Source organism: Christiangramia forsetii KT0803 (assembly GCF_000060345.1).
In the GTDB taxonomy this organism is placed as follows: Bacteria; Bacteroidota; Bacteroidia; order Flavobacteriales; family Flavobacteriaceae; genus Christiangramia; species Christiangramia forsetii.
On sequence record NC_008571.1, the window covers coordinates 1,500,263 to 1,516,524 of the forward strand.

Sequence of the window (16,262 nt, forward strand, 5' to 3'; positions counted from 1 at the left end):
ATGTGGAATAAAATATTAATGTACCTGTTTATCTTCTCTCTCTTGTTTACCATTTTTATTTATATGAATGATAAACGAATATTGGATTCAAAAGAAGAAAGGATAGAAAATCTTGAAAATAAACTTTCAGAAGTGGAGGCTGAAGTTGAAAATGCTAAGCTTACCGATGATAATGAGGATTATTTTAGCCTGAAGAATAATGAGGATGCCATCACTTATTTCGAAAATAAAGGCATCAATTCAGAAGAGCTAATCTTAAGGATTGAAGACGAGATTATAAGTAATAATAAAGCAGGAGAAGACAATCCTTTAGTTCCTATGGACGGAATGGAAGGGAATATGAGGATCAATAAAATTAAGGTATTAAACCACAAGTGGATTATTGCAGATTTCACCGATGGCACCTATTGGGGCGAGGTCTTTCTTAGTTATCAAGTATCAGAAGATGGAGCGATTGAATTCTTTTCAGAAAAATCATTTATCTACCCACAATACTAAAGCCGTTTTACCAACCAATCTTTAAGTTCAAAGAAATTTTGCGGAGCGACTCCGTGACCCACAGGAAATTCAGAATAAGAGTTTTCTATTCCTAATTCATCTAAAAAAGGTTTGGTTTTTCTTGCCCAATCTACAGGAATCACCTGATCTGCAGAACCATGTGAACAATAAAATTTCAAATTTGAAAAATCGTTGTTTTCGAAGTCTTTTGTTATAATTCCCTTATTTACATATCCGCTTAGGGCGATTACACTTTTAATTTTTTCTGGATAGGAAAGTGCTACCGCGTAGCTAAGAATACTTCCCTGGCTAAAACCAAGTAGGTTAATATTATTAGGATCTATAGGGTACTTCTCGATAACTTCATCAATAAAATCCCTAATTGTATCTCGGGAAGTGATTGCCTGTAGGTCATCACTAAATTTACCGTCATTATTATCCCAGTGAATCGCATACCAGGCATTTCCATAAGGCTGCATGGTGTACGGTGCTTTAGCTGAGATAATAAAAAGATCATCTGGTAATTCTTCAGCAAAAGAGAAAAGATCATTTTCATCGCTTCCATAGCCGTGAAGCAGTATTAAAACCGGAGCTTTTTTGTTTTCGGTTTTCGGTTCTCTAATTATATGTTGAAGTGAAAATTCTGTTGTCATTATGAAATTGTACTAAATAATTTTTGAAATAAAGGTCCAAGTAATGGAACCTCCCGTGTTTCTCCTTTTATTGCCATAAAAATACCGTATCCCCATAATACAATAAAGAATAGATAAAAAGCACCAATGATCAATCCCTCATTAAACATACCCATTAAAGCACCAATCAGGTAAAAGGTGATATTAATTCCAAACGCCTGTCTTATATGAAAACTGGCAAATTTATCTTTAGGGTCCAGATTCATAAAATAGGCTATGATCGTGCCTAATATCGTGATGTAGGCTACTATGGCAGTGGTTTTTGCCTGACCTGTAATTTCCATATGCTCTAATTTTATTTAAGGATAAAACCTTTTTGAGTAATCACTCCAACTGGTTTTCCTTTTAATTTTTTATTAAGGAAAATACTATTTTTTGAAGATGAAATTATATCGTTTTGAGTGAAATTATAAGTTTCGCCAGGGACAAATAAACTTAATTCTACAGTTTCACCTTCTTTGATACCATATTCTGGGATATTAAAACGTTTTTTTCCATTGGTAAGTAATTGAATGGCTTTTTCAGTATCGAATAATGTACATAGCGCTCCAAAAGCTGATTCCAGGCCAATACTGCCATTCAGTGCATTGTCAAATTCTACTTTTTTATGCTCAATATCAATTGGGTTATGATCTGAAGTAACCATATCTATAGTTCCGTCTTTAATGCCTTTTATAAGAGCTTTTTTATCTTTTTTAGTTCTTAATGGGGGTAAAACTTTAGAATTACCATCAAATTCCTTTAATTCATCATCGTCTAGGATGAGATTATGAATAGCCACGCTACAACTAACATCCAAACCTTTTTTCTTTGCTTCCTTAATTAATTGAACAGATTTTTCAGTTGAAATTGTGGGGATATGCAGTTTGCCACCGGTATATTCCAGTAAATAAAGATCCCTGGTAATTTGTAATTCTTCGGCCAGGTTGGGAATTCCCTTAAGCCCGAGTGAAGTACTGTTTTTATTTTCATTTACTAAACCATTGCCGGCGATTCTATTTTCCTGCGGAAAACTTTGAACAAGAGCATCAAAATTTTGAGCATACTGCAAAGCGATCTTTAATAGATTTGGATTGCGAAGAGGTGCTTTATAATCACCAAAACTAATAGCTCCGGCCTCCTTCATATCCAGTAATTCCGCGAGATCTACTCCTTCACTATTTTTAGTTAATGCACCAATAGGATGTAAATAAACAGGGTGATTTAATGCTTTTGCCTTTACAGCTGCAATACTGCCACTATGATCTAAAATTGGATTTGTATAAGGGTTTAAAGCTACTGAAGAAAATCCTGATTTTCCTGCGACATCAAGTCCGTTAGCGATAGTCTCCCTTTCTTCATACCCCGGTTCTCCAAAATTCACGCTACTATCAAACCAACCTTTAGAAACGTGAAGATTTTTTATCTCTATTACCTTATCTGCCTTCTCCTTTAAGTTTTTTCCTATTTTTTTAATGATTCCCTTATCAATGAAAATATCAAGTTTCTTAGTGTGATGAGTAGATTTTTCATCCAGAATAGTAACTGATTTTAATAGTAACTTCATTTGAAGAATTTTATAAGTAGCATTTCGATCAGCAAAAAGATCAGCGCAAAAATAACAAACCATTTCCAAAGTGCAGTAATTTGTGAAGCTGCATTTAATTCAGAAAAATATTCCTCTACAGTACCGTAGATCTTAAGATTATTTATCGCTGATATATCTGTATAGGTGAGATTACTTTCACTTCTATCATAATTAAAACTAATATTACCAATATTGGTAGAGGTATTAGAAATCTCATAATTTCCGGCTTCTAAAGCAACCGTACTGGTATTAATTTCTACCCGATTGCTAAAATTCTGTTGCTGTGGAATGATGTCTATATCTCCATTTTTGATATGTAGAACCTGATCCTTTCCTAGTTCTACGGGGATGTCGACCTTATTTTCCTTTCCTGTTTCAAAATAAAGCTGGTTTCTTTTTAAAGCATTGAGACCAATCTGATAAAAGACAGGAACAATGAGCGGGGAATTGGTGAAATTTGAATTCTTTGTATTAATTGGAGCTGTAAAGAGGTAGACAGAATTTGATTCTAAAAGGAAAGATTGCCCATCCTCATATTTCAAAATTGGGTTTGTTGAAGCCGCATTAAAATAGGAGAGAACTTTTGGATACTCAAAATTTTCTGTTCGTTTTTCAAAAACGCTCTGAAATAGTGGGTGATCATATTCTATACGGGTGATCAATCTTTCATCTTCCAGCTTTTCTCCCAGAGATGGAAGTCCAAGTTTATTTAAGATTGGAGAGTAATTAATAGTTTCTTCTGGCGGAATTATAATGAGGCTTGCACCATTATTCTGAATATTACTAAGATTATTTAAAAGGGATGAAGAAATTTGATCCACCTCATTTAATACGATCAAATTAGCAGTATTTAATTGATTAAAATCAATCTGGTTTGGAGTGAAATTAGAAGTTTCAAATTCAGGGATGGTGTAGATCCTATTTAGAAAATCAAAATCAGAACCAGAAATAATAACCACTTTTATAGGCTGTTTTTCATTGATGTTAAAAAATAGTTCATTATCGTACCAAAGTCCTGAATCTTCAATCTCTATTCTACCATTAGAAATCTTTTCATTTTGAAGCCTGAAATTTATAGTTGCCAGTCCATCTTCAAAATTTTGAATGGTATTGCGGCCAAGTAGTTTCTCATTATTAAAAATCGAGATCGTTACGGGCTCTTTTATTTCTATATTGGTTTTTAACTGAATGTTTAGAGAGAGGCTTTCAGGATTAGAATCTTCTATAAATACGCTATCCAGACTTATATTTTCCAGTGCCTGAACCTCTTTTTTTACGAAATTATAATTGAAACTTTTATTATCAATCGTGGAAGGAATATTTAGAGAATGTTGGAAATCGGAAATTATAACAAGATTTTTATTTGTGCCGGAGTACTTTTTGAAATAATTTTCTGCTTTTAAATTAATTTCTCTAAAATCAAGCTGTTTGTCAATAAATTCAATTTCCTGAAGTTCTTTTTTAAGTTCAATAGTAGAACGATTGAAGAGATCTGAATCATTTGTGAAAAATCCATATTGGTTCTCATCTTTTAGATTTTCCAATAATTCGTTTACGGAACTCTGCAGTAAGCTTGATTGTCGCTTGGAGGCCTGCATGCTAAAAGAATTGTCCAGATAAATTAAAGTGTGTGAATCCTGGAGTGCTTTGTCGCTTGCAGGAATAAAAGGTTGAGCAAACGCCAGCACTAAACATCCTACTAATAAAAGACGTGTAATAAGGATTAAAAATTTTTTTAATCTAGAGCTTTGACGTGTTTCCTGAATTACTTTTTTTAAAAATTTCACATTGGTGAAATCTTCTCTTTGGAATTTTCTTAAACGGAATAAATGAACAATCAGCGGAATTAATAGAAGAAACAGCGCATATAGTAATTCCGGATGTTGAAACTGCATATTCAGGAATAAAGTTTCTCAAATATAGAAAATGAAAAAGGATTGAGGGTTAAAACCTTTTAACCTGAAATTTAAAATTACTTCCTTTCTCGGGTTCAGATTCTATAGAAATGGTTCCACCCATAGATTCAATTAGTTTCTTAACCGTTGCCAGGCCAATACCACTCCCATGATTTCCTTCGCGATCTGCTGTTTCCAGGGTAGTGAACAAATCGAAAATATCTTTGAATTTTTCTTCTGGAATACCTTTTCCATTATCTTTTACTTCGAAAAAATAATATTCTTCATTTTTTGAGAATCCTATATCAACCTTTCTAAGGTCTTTATCATTGTATTTTAAGGAATTACTTATAAGATTCATAAAAACCTGCGTTAACGCGGCTTTATTTACGTTGTGGAGCATTACATCATCGGGATAAGCAATTTCGATATCATCAGACACCTGATAAAGATCTGTAATGCCTTTTAGTAATTTTCGAAGATCAACATTTGTGTAATCTTTTTCCAATACATGATCGCTACGGTAAAAACCAAGAATTCCATCTATATAATTACGAAGAGAGTAGGAGGACTCCACTAAATACTCTATATATTGCTCGGTGTCCTCATTAAATTTACCCTCGTTTTCATCTTTCAAAAGTTCACTTAGTGAGATAATATTAGCCAGGGGAGATTTCAGGTCATGAGATACAAGGCTGGCAAATTTTTCTAATTCACGGTATTTCTCTTTAAGCTTTATTTGAACCTGATAGAGTTTGTTCTTTTGTTTTCTGAATTCAAAAAGTTTTAAGGTCTGCTGTGCTAAAGCCTTTAAAGCACGCTTTTGTTTTTCAGATAAATTTTTCTCTTCAGTATCAAAAATGCAGAAAACAGCGATAGTATGTCCCTGTGGATTATGTAACGGAACGCCGGCATAAAAGGAAAATTCACGATCGTAGATACCTTTTGCCATTTCGAATATTTCGGGAGATTCAGATCGGTTAAGTATAAGGAGAGGACTGTCACTATGAATGGCCCTGTCACAAAATGAATTTTGACGCTCTATTTCTTGTATTTCAGCACCATAAACGGACTTATTCCAGATTCTTTGCTCATCCACAATACTAATTTTCGAAACTGGCACCTCGCATATAGCAGCAGCTAGAAACGTAAGATTGTCATAATCTTCGTCTGGCCCGGAATTAAGAATATTATACTCTTTCAATGCAGCTCTTCTGAGCTTCTCATTGAAAGGAATTAGTTTATGTTGCATTGCCCCATCAGAATAAGATTTTAAAGTTATCTAAAAATAAATAACTTTTCCCTAAAAAAATCCTAATCTACTGTGTTATGCCGTTTTATATTGAACTCGAAGAGTGTGCCCTGATTCTCATCTGAAGTCATTTTAATATTTCCTCCAAGGCTTTCAATTAACTTTTTAACTGTTGAAAGACCAATCCCGTGTCCTTTTTTACCGCTTCTGTCTTTATCTACTGCAGTTGTAAAAAGATTAAATACCATTTCCTGTTTTTCCACTGGGATGCCAATCCCATTATCACTAATGCTAAAGTTGAAGAACTCACGGTTTTCAGTGCAATCTATTTCAATAATGATCTTATCCTTATTGTTGTATTTTAAACTGTTACTTATGAGGTTCATAAAGATTTGACCAAGCGCAGCACTGTTACCATAAAGCTTAAGGTTATTATCTGGCAGGTTTATTTCGCAATTTTCGGCAATCTGTAGCAAGTCTATAATATCTTCAAGAAGATCGTTTAGAAAGAATTCTTCCATAGCCTTTACACTATTTCTGCTACTGGAATAATGATCCAGAAGTCCGCTAATATAATCGCTAAGGGTAAGGCCCGATTGCTTTAAATAATCCAAATATTCCTTGCCCTTAACATCCAGAATTTCGCCATACTTAACCTTCAGCATATCTGCTGTTATGATCATATTGGCCAGTGGCATTTTTAAGTCGTGGGAAACTGTGCTTGCAAACTCCGTAAGGATTTTATTATTTTCATCCAATTCAACCTTTAAATTCTCCAGAATCTTGTTTTTTCTCCTGGATTCAAAAAGCATTTCCACCTGTTTTCCAAGAGCCTTTAAGGCCACCTTCTGATTTTCATCTAAATGGTGTTCTTTAGAATCATAAACACAAAGTGTTCCCATGGGATAACCATTACTATCCAGTAGAGAGACTCCTGCGTAATATTTTATGGCTGTTTCGCTAACAACAAACGGATTGTCTTTAAAGCGTTCATCTTTTGAAGCATTTGGTATTTCTAAAAGTGTACCCGGTTCTAAAATTGTATGTCCACAAAATGAATCTTCTCTGGTGGATCCTGAAAGCTCTGTTCCTACTTTTGATTTAAACCAGTTGCGTTCTGAATCTATCATATTCACTGCGGCAATAGGAGTATGACAAATATAACTAGCAAGTTTTGTGATGCTGTCATATGCTTCTTCCGGCAGACTATCAATAATATCCAATTCCTTAAGAGAATCAAGTCTCTTTAATTCATTAATTGGTACTGCAGGATTAATCATTTATCAAAAAATTTTCAAACGTTAAATAAAACTAAAATTAATGAGAATGACAAGTGTTAAAATTGGCCTTTCTCAAAAACGCCCAGTCCAAAAAGAGCAAAATCATATTTTACCGGATCATTGGAATCCATGAGTCGTAAATTCTCATCTAATTCGGTTAAAGCTTTTGAATCGTTCATTTTTCGCTTCAGCAGTCCCAATTTTCTTGCCACGTTTCCTGAATGTACATCGAGGGGGCAGGAAAGTTGTGAAGATGCTAAGCTATTCCATAACCCAAAATCTACTCCTTTTCCATCATTTCTTACCATCCATCTTAGGAACATATTAATACGTTTGGCGGCAGATTTTTTAAAAGGATCGCTTACGTGTTTCTCTGTTCTTTTCTGGTGTGGTAATTCAAAAAAGATATTTTTAAATTGATGGATGGCGGGCTGCAAAGTGTTTTCCAAAGCATTCTCATAAAAAACTTTCTCTAAGCCTCCATGTCTTGAATAGATATTATTTAATGCTTTGATAAAATATTTTAAATCTTCAGAATTAAATGTTCTATGTACAAAACCTTCGAGATTATTGAGGTCTTTTTCCTCATGATTTAAAATGAACTCATAAGGACTCATATCCATGAGCTGCATAAGTTTTTCTGAATTTTTTAAAATACTCTTTCTATTACCCCATGCAATAGTAGCGGTCAGAAAACCTGAGATTTCAATGTCTTCTTTTCTGTGAAATAAATGTGGAATCTTAATAGGATCAGATTCAATAAATTCAGGGGTATTATATTGTTCGACTTTAAAATCGAGAAAAGATTTAAGTTCAGATTTATTCAAAAAGATCCTGGATTAATGAGTTAAACAATTTCGCCGTCCACCATGGTAAGTTTCCTGTCGGCCATGTCTGCGAGTTCTTCGTTATGCGTCACAATAACGAACGTCTGTTCAAATTCGTCTCTAAGTTGGAAAAATAATTTATGTAGATTTTCAGCAGATTCGCTATCAAGATTTCCCGAAGGTTCATCAGCAAAAATCACCGCAGGATTATTTATCAAGCTTCTGGCAACTGCTATTCTTTGCTGTTCTCCACCACTAAGTTCTCCAGGTTTATGAGATGCTCTATTTTCAAGACCAAGAAAACTTAAAAGTTCCATCGCTCTTTTTTCAGCCTCCTTTCGAGGGGTTTTATGTATAAATGCTGGAATACATATGTTTTCTAAAGCCGTGAACTCGGGTAATAACTGATGAAACTGAAAGATAAATCCAATATGCTTATTTCTGAATTTAGAGAGATCTCTGGATTTTAACCCATAAATATTAGTGCTGTTAATCAATAACTCAGAATTTTTCTTTTTCGAAGGCTTATCTAACGTACCCATTATTTGAAGAAGTGTAGTTTTTCCTGCTCCGGAAGCTCCTACAATAGATACAATTTCACTTTTTTTAATATGAAGGTCTACTGATTTTAAAACATGCAGATCCCCGTAATATTTATGAATGTTTTTAGCAATAATCATCTACGAAAAATAAGACACCGAAATTAGCCAAATTAAGCAGATTCCCCAAGTTTAACCCCGGAATAAGTTTTTCACTTTGTTATAGTCAATAAAATATACCACACGCAGGCTTATATTATGTCGTGCTGGTTGAGCAAAAAGATTATCTAAACTATCATTAAAACCAAGATAACTAAGTTTATCTTCATTGAAGATCGCATTTCTATATAATAGAATAGCTTCACTGCCCGGAGCAAACTGCCATCTATAACTTAGATCAAGGTTCCAGATATTAAAATTAGCATCAGGATTATTTGCATCTGTTACGTTGTAATCTAAAGAATTTAATGAGCCTTGTTCCAATAGTTGGGAGTAACTGTTTTCTGCAAAACTAGCCGTGGACCAAAAGTTCCTGAAACTCAAATTCAAACCTTGTTTCGTATTGAAATTATAACTTCCATTTAAAGAGTTTTCAATACTTTTTTGATCTCTAACCCCAAAAATTATCTGATCGTTTACCTGGTCTACATAACTAGGCCGATCATTTTGATAAGAATATTCAAATTCATAAATCAAATTAAATTTATCGCTAAAACGATATCTCGGTTCTATGCTAAGACTAAAATCACTCCGGGAGGATTTATAATATTCTTCAAAATAAACTCTTACATCATAAGCAAAAGTCTTTCTGTAATCTGTAGAAACAAACGCACTCATGGATCCAAAAGGTTTATAAAGAATATAAGTATCATCAGCTCTCGGTTCAAAATAGTCCCTGAATTCAGAATTTATATCCATAGACCCTCCAAAAGCGAACCTGTCTCTGGTCATGGCAAAAAACTCCCCTCCCATACCTGTATTAACAGGAACGTCTGGCTTGTATCTTCGAAGGTGCTGACCGTATAAACCAATTCTATAAGTATTATAACTTCCTTTCGGTTCAAAAATCTGATAAGAAGCGTTCCAGGAAAAGTTGTTATAATTATTGATGAAATTTATCCCAAGATCATTGATATCGTAGGTTTCATTAGCGAATTCATTAGCCAGGCTGTAACGAATATTTCCCTTTGTTCGTTCTACTGAAAGAAAAGAGGCAAATCCGGTCTTGTTCTGTCCGGGTAAGTTGACATTACTCATTTTCGCCTGTCCTTCAAAATTGAATGAGTTCTGCTTGTTATATATGTCAAACAAAAATCCTGTAACATTTCCATCTCTAAAATGACCATCTCGGGTAACATTTGTATTTATTAGGGTGATAGATGAGTTTTTGTTGAAGCGCTGATCCAATACCAGGATATTGTAATTAGCAAAAGATTCGGTTGTTTTTCTACGGGTGTTCCCGGTAATGGTATCACGGAAAATGGCTTCCTGCTTGTTAGTGATAGCATTGAAAAACCCAATGCCTAAACCTCTGTCTGTTCTTCCGGAAACTTTTAAGGCATTTATAAGTTCTGCTTTATCAGGATTTTCCAGGATTTCTTCATTTTCCAGGGCTTCTGTTTGGGCATCATTAAAACCGATCGGGGTGCTGCCAACTCTTCGGGAATAAAACAGGTCTCCTTTATTGAATAATTCGGTGCCTTCAGTAAAAAAAGCCCTGTTCTCACCAAAAACCTGCTCAAAAGGTCCAAGGTTTAACTCTACTTTATCAAAAGCAGTTTGTCCAAAATCAGGGATCAGGGTCATATCTAGGGTAAACGAATCGTTGATTCCGTATTTTAGATCCATCCCTGCATTAAAATTAAAATCTGTATTTCCATCAAATTGATCAACGGCCAAAGAAGTGAAAGGATACAGGCTAAGACGCACCGGTGGGTCAATATTTGTGATGCCGTTCAAAAGTCCGGTATACTGACTAAATTGGCCAACAGACTTATCTACATAGTTCCAAACATACGTAGCATTTAGATGTGTGATCTCTCGCGCGAACTGAACTCCCCATAATTGCGCAGGTTTCTCGGGAAACCTAAGTGCCGAATAAGGAATTTTCATTTCAAGATACCATCCGTTTTCATCATTTGAAACGGCAGATTCCCATACTACGTTATAAGCAAAATCTTCATTGTCACCGGTCATCCTTGCATCGGCCTGTGTTCCCGCCGTAGTAACTATAAACCTCGTTTGATTTTCACCATCATCATAGGTGTTGATATCCATCAGGAAAAATTCAGATTGATTTAAATTATCCCTTTGAGTAAACTGTCGCATTGTTTTTTCAGGATCATTTTCTCTCATGATCGCAGCAACATATATTGCTTCATCATCATATAGAATTTTGACAATGGTTTTATGCGATGCTGGTATGGGATCCCCGTCACCGGGTTCTAGCATCACAAAATTATCAGCTTCAGCAACATTTTGCCAGATTTTTTCGTCTGGTAAACCATCAATTTTGGGTGGATTATCAATTCTCCGGGTTTTATATATTTTTCTGTCTGATTCAATATTCTGGGAATAGGAATATAGGCTGGTAAGAAAAAGAATTATAAATAATATTCGATTTAAGGGCATTGATTGTTGGATTGTTATTTTTTAACCGACCAAATGTATTATTGTTATTAATAATGGACAAAACATTTCTATAAAATCAAGTTAAACAGACTTTGTTTTGTTTATTTAAAAATTAAATTTGCTAAACAAAAAAGAAATTTCTTTTATGAAAGAGTTGAAATTGAAAAAAGCCACATTGGCTGGAGGATGTTTCTGGTGTACAGAGGCTGTTTTTCAAAGATTGGAAGGAGTAGAGGAAGTGAGCTCTGGATTTACCGGTGGGGAAATCAAAAATCCCGCATATCGTGAAATAATAACAGGAAGAACCGGTCATGCAGAAGCAATAGAAATTCAATTTAATCCTGAAAAAATTAGTTTTGAAGAATTGCTTTTAGTTTTCTTTGCTACACATGATCCAACTACTTTAAATAAACAGCAAAATGATGTTGGAACCCAATATAGAAGTGCTGTTTTTTATCATGATGAAGATCAAAAAATAAAAGCCGAAGAGGTTATCGCTTTACTGGAAAAAGAAGGTATGTTTGAGAATCCTATCGTTACCGAGGTTAGTGAAGCTTCAGAATTTTATGTTGCTGAGGCAGAACATCAGGATTTCTATAATCAACACAGGCAACAACCTTATTGTCAATTTATAATTGATCCAAAAATAAAGAAGCTGAATAAATTATTTTCTGATAAACTGAAATAATATGTCTTATAAATACTTTGAAGAGTATAATGAAGAGATCACCGAAAATATGAAGAACAATTTTCAGGAGATCATCAAAGGTGTTGGAGAAAATCCAGATAGAGAAGGAATAGTAAAAACTCCCGAACGAGCTGCGAAAGCTATGCAATTTCTTACGCAGGGTTATTCTATGGATGCCGAAGAGATTCTTAAAAAGGCTGTTTTTGAAGAAAGTTACGATGAGATGGTGGTTGTAAAGGACATAGAACTGTACTCCCTTTGCGAACATCATATGCTTCCATTTTTCGGGAAGGCACACATCGCCTATATTCCGAATGGGAAAATAATTGGTTTAAGTAAATTGCCAAGAGTGGTTGACGTTTTTGCACGTAGGTTACAGGTTCAGGAAAGATTAACCCATGATATTTTGGAATGTTTGAATGAAACCTTGCAACCGCAAGGTGTAGCTGTGGTTATTGAAGCAGTGCATATGTGTATGATGATGCGTGGAGTTCAAAAGCAAAATAGTGCGACCACTACATCAGGTTTTCGCGGGCAATTCAAAGAAATTGAAACTAGAAACGAATTTTTGAAATTGATTAGCTCAGACCTTAGATAATTTATTTGGCACTTTTTTTGATTTATTCTAAGAAAATTCAAAAAAAAATGAAATTATTTAGAGATAAAACCTTTATAAAAGGACTTGCTTACGATTTGGCCGGTATGGCTACCATAGCAATTCCGTTGGTAGGTCCATTTTTAGATCTAATTTGGGCTCCTTATGCCGCAAAAAAGATGAGAGAAATGTATCCGGGAAGAAAAGGTAAACTAGCTTCAGTATTAGTTTTTATTGAGGAGATTCTACCGGGGACAGATATTATTCCAACTTTTACTTTGATGTACCTTTATACGTACGTATGGAAAAAAGAACCTTCAAAAGTTCAGATTATTGAAGTTGAAAGTTACTAGTGTTTGCTTAATTAGTTAAAAAAGAGGCTGTCAAATTATTGACAGCCTCTTTTTATTTTAAATGCTGAAACTGGCCGAAAGCATAAGATTTCTTCCAATGTTGAATATACCATCCGGTTTTAAGCGAGAAAGATGGGAAAAGTACTTTTTATTTAATAAGTTATTTCCACTGGCACTTAGTTCTAAACTGAACTCTTTAAATTGAATGGTTCCGCCTAAACCGGCTCCTAACAAACCGTAGCCTTTTGTTTCCGTTTCAAATTGTCCGGGATTGTTTTGATCAAATACATTCTTCAATCTAATAAAGCTATACTTTTCTGAGAATGTATTACTTCCTTCAAATTCTATTCTTAAGGTGTTAGTTATAGAATTTGCCGGAATCAGAGGTAAGTAGCCACCCTCACTAAGTTTACCTGTTACTGTTTCAAAACTACTTTCGAGGTGCAACCAATCTAAGGGGTGGGGGTGAATATGAATTCCTATTTCACCACCGTATAGATTTGCATTTGCCTGCTCATATCTAAAAACAGGCTCTTCTTCAATAATTTCAGCAGTTGGACTGATGAAGATATAATTGCTAACATGATTGTTAAATGCATTTATATAAGCTTCAAAATGCTTATTTCTCCATTCCAGGGCAAGATCTACTTGAAAATTTTGCTCATTCTCTAGATCGGAATTTCCAATCTCATACCTGTTCGCTCCGTTATGATCTCCATTTGAAGTTAACTCTGAAAGATTTGGTGCACGAAAACCACTGGCAAGATTAAGCCTTGCTATAAATTTTTGATCAAACTGGTATTTAGCACCCAGAGCAGCATTGAAGCTATTAAAAGATCTGTCTATTCCTTCAACTACGTCGTCATTTTCAGCCTGGTAAGCTATACTTTCAAGAGTTCTGTTGTCAAACCTTAATCCTCCCTGGAAATCCCAATTCTCAAGGTGATAGTGAGTAGTTGCAAAGATTCCGAAGTCGAATGTTTCAGCATCAGGAATTAAAATCTCTTCTCCAAAATTTGTATTAGTCTGGTACATTCCCTGAACGCCAACAATAGTTTCAAAATTCCCAAATTTTGGAAGATTGTACTTTAAATTATAATTGATGGTTTCCAAATGCATTTCCAAGGCTGGCTCTCCGGAAGCTTCTTCCTCTTCTTCAGAATGTTCTTCTTCGGTTTCCTCTTCTTCATGATGATGTTCCTCGAATTCCTTTCTATTATTATATTGATAACCTAATTTAAAATCCAGACTGGAATTCTGAAAATAAAAGCGATTATCCAGACTAAGCACATGATTATCTATTTTTTGAAAGGGTAGGAGCGGTTCTTTATCTTTAGATTGGACACCAATTTCTTCTGGTATTCCTATTTCGCTTCTGTTGAAATTATATCGTAAGTCGGCTTTATAGTTCTTATCCTGAAATCCTATTCCTGCCTTGACATCTTTTTCATTGAACCTTGTATTGGTAACACGTGTTTCATTTCCATCTTCGTAATCACTATGGCTTGCATAACTTCCCCTGGCCAGAAACTTTAATTTTTCTCCAGAGGTTTTTGCCATTAAACTGGTTTGATATCCAAGTGTGTTACTAAAATAATCGCTTTCTAAGGCGGCATTGGTCTTTCCGGAATTAGCGTAGCTTTCAGGATTTAAATAAAGAACACCTCCAATGGCATCGCTTCCATAGAGTAAAGAAGCTGGACCTTTTATGACTTCAACACTTCCAATTCCTTTTGAACTTATTCCAAGGCCATGTTCATCGCCATACTGCTGATTTTCCAGCCGAACTCCCTGAGTATAAACTAAAACTCTGTTAGAACTTAAGCCACGTATAACTGGTTTTCCTATCCCTACTCCGGTAGTAAGGCTTTCAACTCCGGCGATCTGAGTAATTCCGTCAGAAAGATTTACAGCACCTTTCTTATTTAATTCAGAAATGCTTTTTCGTTCTACCTTCATCACATTCTCGCTTTGAAGTTGATGAAAAGGAGTAGAAACAATCACTTCTTCCATCTCTATGGCAGATGGTTTTAATTTAATATTTATCTCTTCTGAAGGAACGCTTATTTCAAGGTTTAATGTTGCAAATCCTACGGAAGAAACGATTAACTTATAAGTGCCATCAGGAATATTTTTAAGTGTAAACGCTCCATTGAAGTCACTTATAGTGCCTTTCTCTAACTGAGGCAGGTAGACGTTTGCACTGATAATTGATTCCTGAGAATCAGTGTTTTTAATGGTGCCTGATAATTGATTTTGACTATAAATAATAGTGTTCACTGCCAATAGCAGTGTAATTAACAATGTATTTCGCATTGGTAAATTTTAAATGATTTTTAATTTTGCTTTATAAGAAGTTGTTAAGCAAAATGTGGAGGACCCCGAAGATCAAAATGTAGGGGTTCATATTCATTTAAAAATTGATAGTAGTCAAATATTCCTTCCTGTATTGGGCTTTCAATTACCAGAGTATAAGTAGGTAATTCTATAGTTAAAGCAGGATTTTTATGAAATTTGTGAAGATCGCAATCTATAGACTTTGCATGGTAATGCTTTTCAGCATAATTATCGCAAAGTGTATGATCATGAGAAGTAAATATATGTGAAAAACTAACTGTAGACGGTAGTAAAATAAGTACCGCTGTAACAATTAGAAATATGTCTTTAAATATTTTCACCTAAAATTTAAAAATTTTCGCCAGTCCAAGTCTGCTCAGCATTTTCTTTTCAAATGCCCAGAAAAATTCAAACTGACCAAAGATCCATCCAAAACTAACCAAAAGAACCTGATAAATTGGAAATATCAGTAAGATTCTGAAGGTCCAATAGATGCTCCAATGACTGTTCTGCTGAGTAATACCCACAAGTTCACAAACAGGGCTGGCTAATTTAGCCGCAGAAGACCCGGTAATTGCGAATACCAGAAAAATGATAAATAACTGCCAATTGGAATCTATTCCCCAGCGATCTTTCAATTTTTTCATGTTGCAAATATACTGAATTGACTAAAGAATCAAATCCTGGTAGGGACACTAAATCTTTGATTGTAATGCCTGCTGAAGAAAACAAAGTAATTATAGAGTAAATAATTTACTTCGTAGCCATAATCTATATTACGATCATAATTGATATGATTTATATAAAGATCTGGATTGTATGTCAATGGCTGACCTACTCTTTGATTATATTCTGAAACCAGAAACTGATTTTTATTCTCAAGGTAACTTTGAGAATGATATCCTCTTGGCTTGGCGTAAGAATTTATAAAAAGATTAAATCCAGGTTCAATAATAATAATCTCGTACTCAAGACTGTCGTTGGCAATCCTTACAGTATCATTTTCAGCCCCCGCTACATCTGAAGGGAAATTTTTCCCGCCTGAAGAGCCGCAACTGTATATAAACAACGCAAGTAAGCCGATATATATAAAATTCTTCATAATTTA

Annotated in this window: 17 protein-coding genes; 4 read left to right on the forward strand and 13 right to left on the reverse strand. The window is 34.7% G+C overall.

Features of this window, described 5'->3' with window-relative positions; genetic code table 11:
• Nucleotides 1-498 carry a hypothetical protein gene (locus GFO_RS06790; RefSeq protein ID WP_011709336.1) on the forward strand — a complete coding sequence of 166 codons (498 nt, stop codon included), beginning with the start codon at nucleotides 1-3 and terminating at the stop codon, nucleotides 496-498.
• Here GFO_RS06790 and GFO_RS06795 read toward each other — a convergent pair.
• The 9 genes from GFO_RS06795 to GFO_RS06835 all read right to left on the reverse strand — a co-directional run bounded on the left by GFO_RS06795 (nucleotide 495) and on the right by GFO_RS06835 (nucleotide 11,181).
• On the reverse strand, nucleotides 495-1,151 hold the full coding sequence (locus tag GFO_RS06795; RefSeq protein WP_011709337.1) for an alpha/beta hydrolase: 657 nt from the start codon (nucleotides 1,149-1,151) through the stop codon (nucleotides 495-497). The genes GFO_RS06790 and GFO_RS06795 overlap by 4 nt on opposite strands.
• A complete protein-coding gene (locus tag GFO_RS06800) occupies nucleotides 1,151-1,474 on the reverse strand; it encodes a magnetosome magnetite crystal formation protein family (protein ID WP_011709338.1) in 324 nt (107 codons plus the stop codon). The genes GFO_RS06795 and GFO_RS06800 overlap by 1 nt, the downstream gene beginning before the upstream one ends.
• A gap of 11 nt (nucleotides 1,475-1,485) precedes the next feature.
• Nucleotides 1,486-2,736, reverse strand: coding sequence for a dihydroorotase (locus GFO_RS06805; RefSeq protein ID WP_041250044.1), 1,251 nt, complete (start codon nucleotides 2,734-2,736; stop codon nucleotides 1,486-1,488).
• Complete coding sequence (locus GFO_RS06810; protein WP_011709340.1) at nucleotides 2,733-4,652, reverse strand: BatA domain-containing protein; 1,920 nt, start codon at nucleotides 4,650-4,652, stop codon at nucleotides 2,733-2,735. The genes GFO_RS06805 and GFO_RS06810 overlap by 4 nt, the downstream gene beginning before the upstream one ends.
• A gap of 49 nt (nucleotides 4,653-4,701) precedes the next feature.
• Nucleotides 4,702-5,904: a sensor histidine kinase gene (locus GFO_RS06815; RefSeq protein ID WP_011709341.1), complete on the reverse strand. Its 1,203-nt coding sequence runs from the start codon at nucleotides 5,902-5,904 to the stop codon at nucleotides 4,702-4,704.
• Nucleotides 5,905-5,966: 62 nt separating this feature from the next.
• Nucleotides 5,967-7,184 (reverse strand): GAF domain-containing sensor histidine kinase, encoded by a 1,218-nt coding sequence (locus tag GFO_RS06820; RefSeq protein WP_011709342.1) that lies wholly within the window; start codon nucleotides 7,182-7,184, stop codon nucleotides 5,967-5,969.
• A 56-nt stretch (nucleotides 7,185-7,240) separates the two neighbouring features.
• Nucleotides 7,241-8,011: a TIGR02757 family protein gene (locus GFO_RS06825; RefSeq protein WP_011709343.1), complete on the reverse strand. Its 771-nt coding sequence runs from the start codon at nucleotides 8,009-8,011 to the stop codon at nucleotides 7,241-7,243.
• Nucleotides 8,012-8,031: 20 nt separating this feature from the next.
• Entirely contained in the window at nucleotides 8,032-8,691 is a 660-nt protein-coding gene (locus GFO_RS06830) for an ABC transporter ATP-binding protein (RefSeq protein WP_011709344.1), read from the reverse strand.
• Between the two features lie 51 nt (nucleotides 8,692-8,742).
• On the reverse strand, nucleotides 8,743-11,181 hold the full coding sequence (locus GFO_RS06835) for a DUF5916 domain-containing protein (protein WP_011709345.1): 2,439 nt from the start codon (nucleotides 11,179-11,181) through the stop codon (nucleotides 8,743-8,745).
• Between the two features lie 145 nt (nucleotides 11,182-11,326).
• Here GFO_RS06835 and msrA point away from each other — a divergent pair, with 145 nt between their 5' ends.
• Genes msrA through GFO_RS06850 form a run of 3 tightly spaced genes read left to right on the forward strand, consistent with a single transcriptional unit; the run spans nucleotide 11,327 to nucleotide 12,817 of the window.
• Nucleotides 11,327-11,869 carry a peptide-methionine (S)-S-oxide reductase MsrA gene (gene msrA, locus GFO_RS06840; protein ID WP_011709346.1) on the forward strand — a complete coding sequence of 181 codons (543 nt, stop codon included), beginning with the start codon at nucleotides 11,327-11,329 and terminating at the stop codon, nucleotides 11,867-11,869.
• A 1-nt stretch (nucleotide 11,870) separates the two neighbouring features.
• Nucleotides 11,871-12,467, forward strand: coding sequence for a GTP cyclohydrolase I FolE (folE, locus tag GFO_RS06845; protein WP_011709347.1), 597 nt, complete (start codon nucleotides 11,871-11,873; stop codon nucleotides 12,465-12,467).
• 47 nt (nucleotides 12,468-12,514) lie between these two features.
• Nucleotides 12,515-12,817, forward strand: a complete 303-nt coding sequence (locus tag GFO_RS06850; RefSeq protein ID WP_011709348.1) for a hypothetical protein — start codon at nucleotides 12,515-12,517, stop codon at nucleotides 12,815-12,817.
• Nucleotides 12,818-12,874: 57 nt separating this feature from the next.
• On the opposite strand, the gene GFO_RS06855 is transcribed toward GFO_RS06850, so the two are convergent.
• Genes GFO_RS06855 through GFO_RS06870 form a run of 4 tightly spaced genes read right to left on the reverse strand, consistent with a single transcriptional unit; the run spans nucleotide 12,875 to nucleotide 16,256 of the window.
• The gene (locus GFO_RS06855) at nucleotides 12,875-15,133 is read right to left on the reverse strand and encodes a TonB-dependent receptor (RefSeq protein WP_011709349.1); all 2,259 of its coding nucleotides are present in this window, start codon (nucleotides 15,131-15,133) and stop codon (nucleotides 12,875-12,877) included.
• A gap of 44 nt (nucleotides 15,134-15,177) precedes the next feature.
• Nucleotides 15,178-15,495 carry a hypothetical protein gene (locus GFO_RS06860; RefSeq protein ID WP_011709350.1) on the reverse strand — a complete coding sequence of 106 codons (318 nt, stop codon included), beginning with the start codon at nucleotides 15,493-15,495 and terminating at the stop codon, nucleotides 15,178-15,180.
• Nucleotides 15,496-15,801, reverse strand: a complete 306-nt coding sequence (locus GFO_RS06865) for a DUF6787 family protein (RefSeq protein ID WP_011709351.1) — start codon at nucleotides 15,799-15,801, stop codon at nucleotides 15,496-15,498.
• 29 nt (nucleotides 15,802-15,830) lie between these two features.
• Nucleotides 15,831-16,256: a DUF6146 family protein gene (locus GFO_RS06870; RefSeq protein WP_011709352.1), complete on the reverse strand. Its 426-nt coding sequence runs from the start codon at nucleotides 16,254-16,256 to the stop codon at nucleotides 15,831-15,833.
• Nucleotides 16,257-16,262 lie beyond the last annotated feature (6 nt).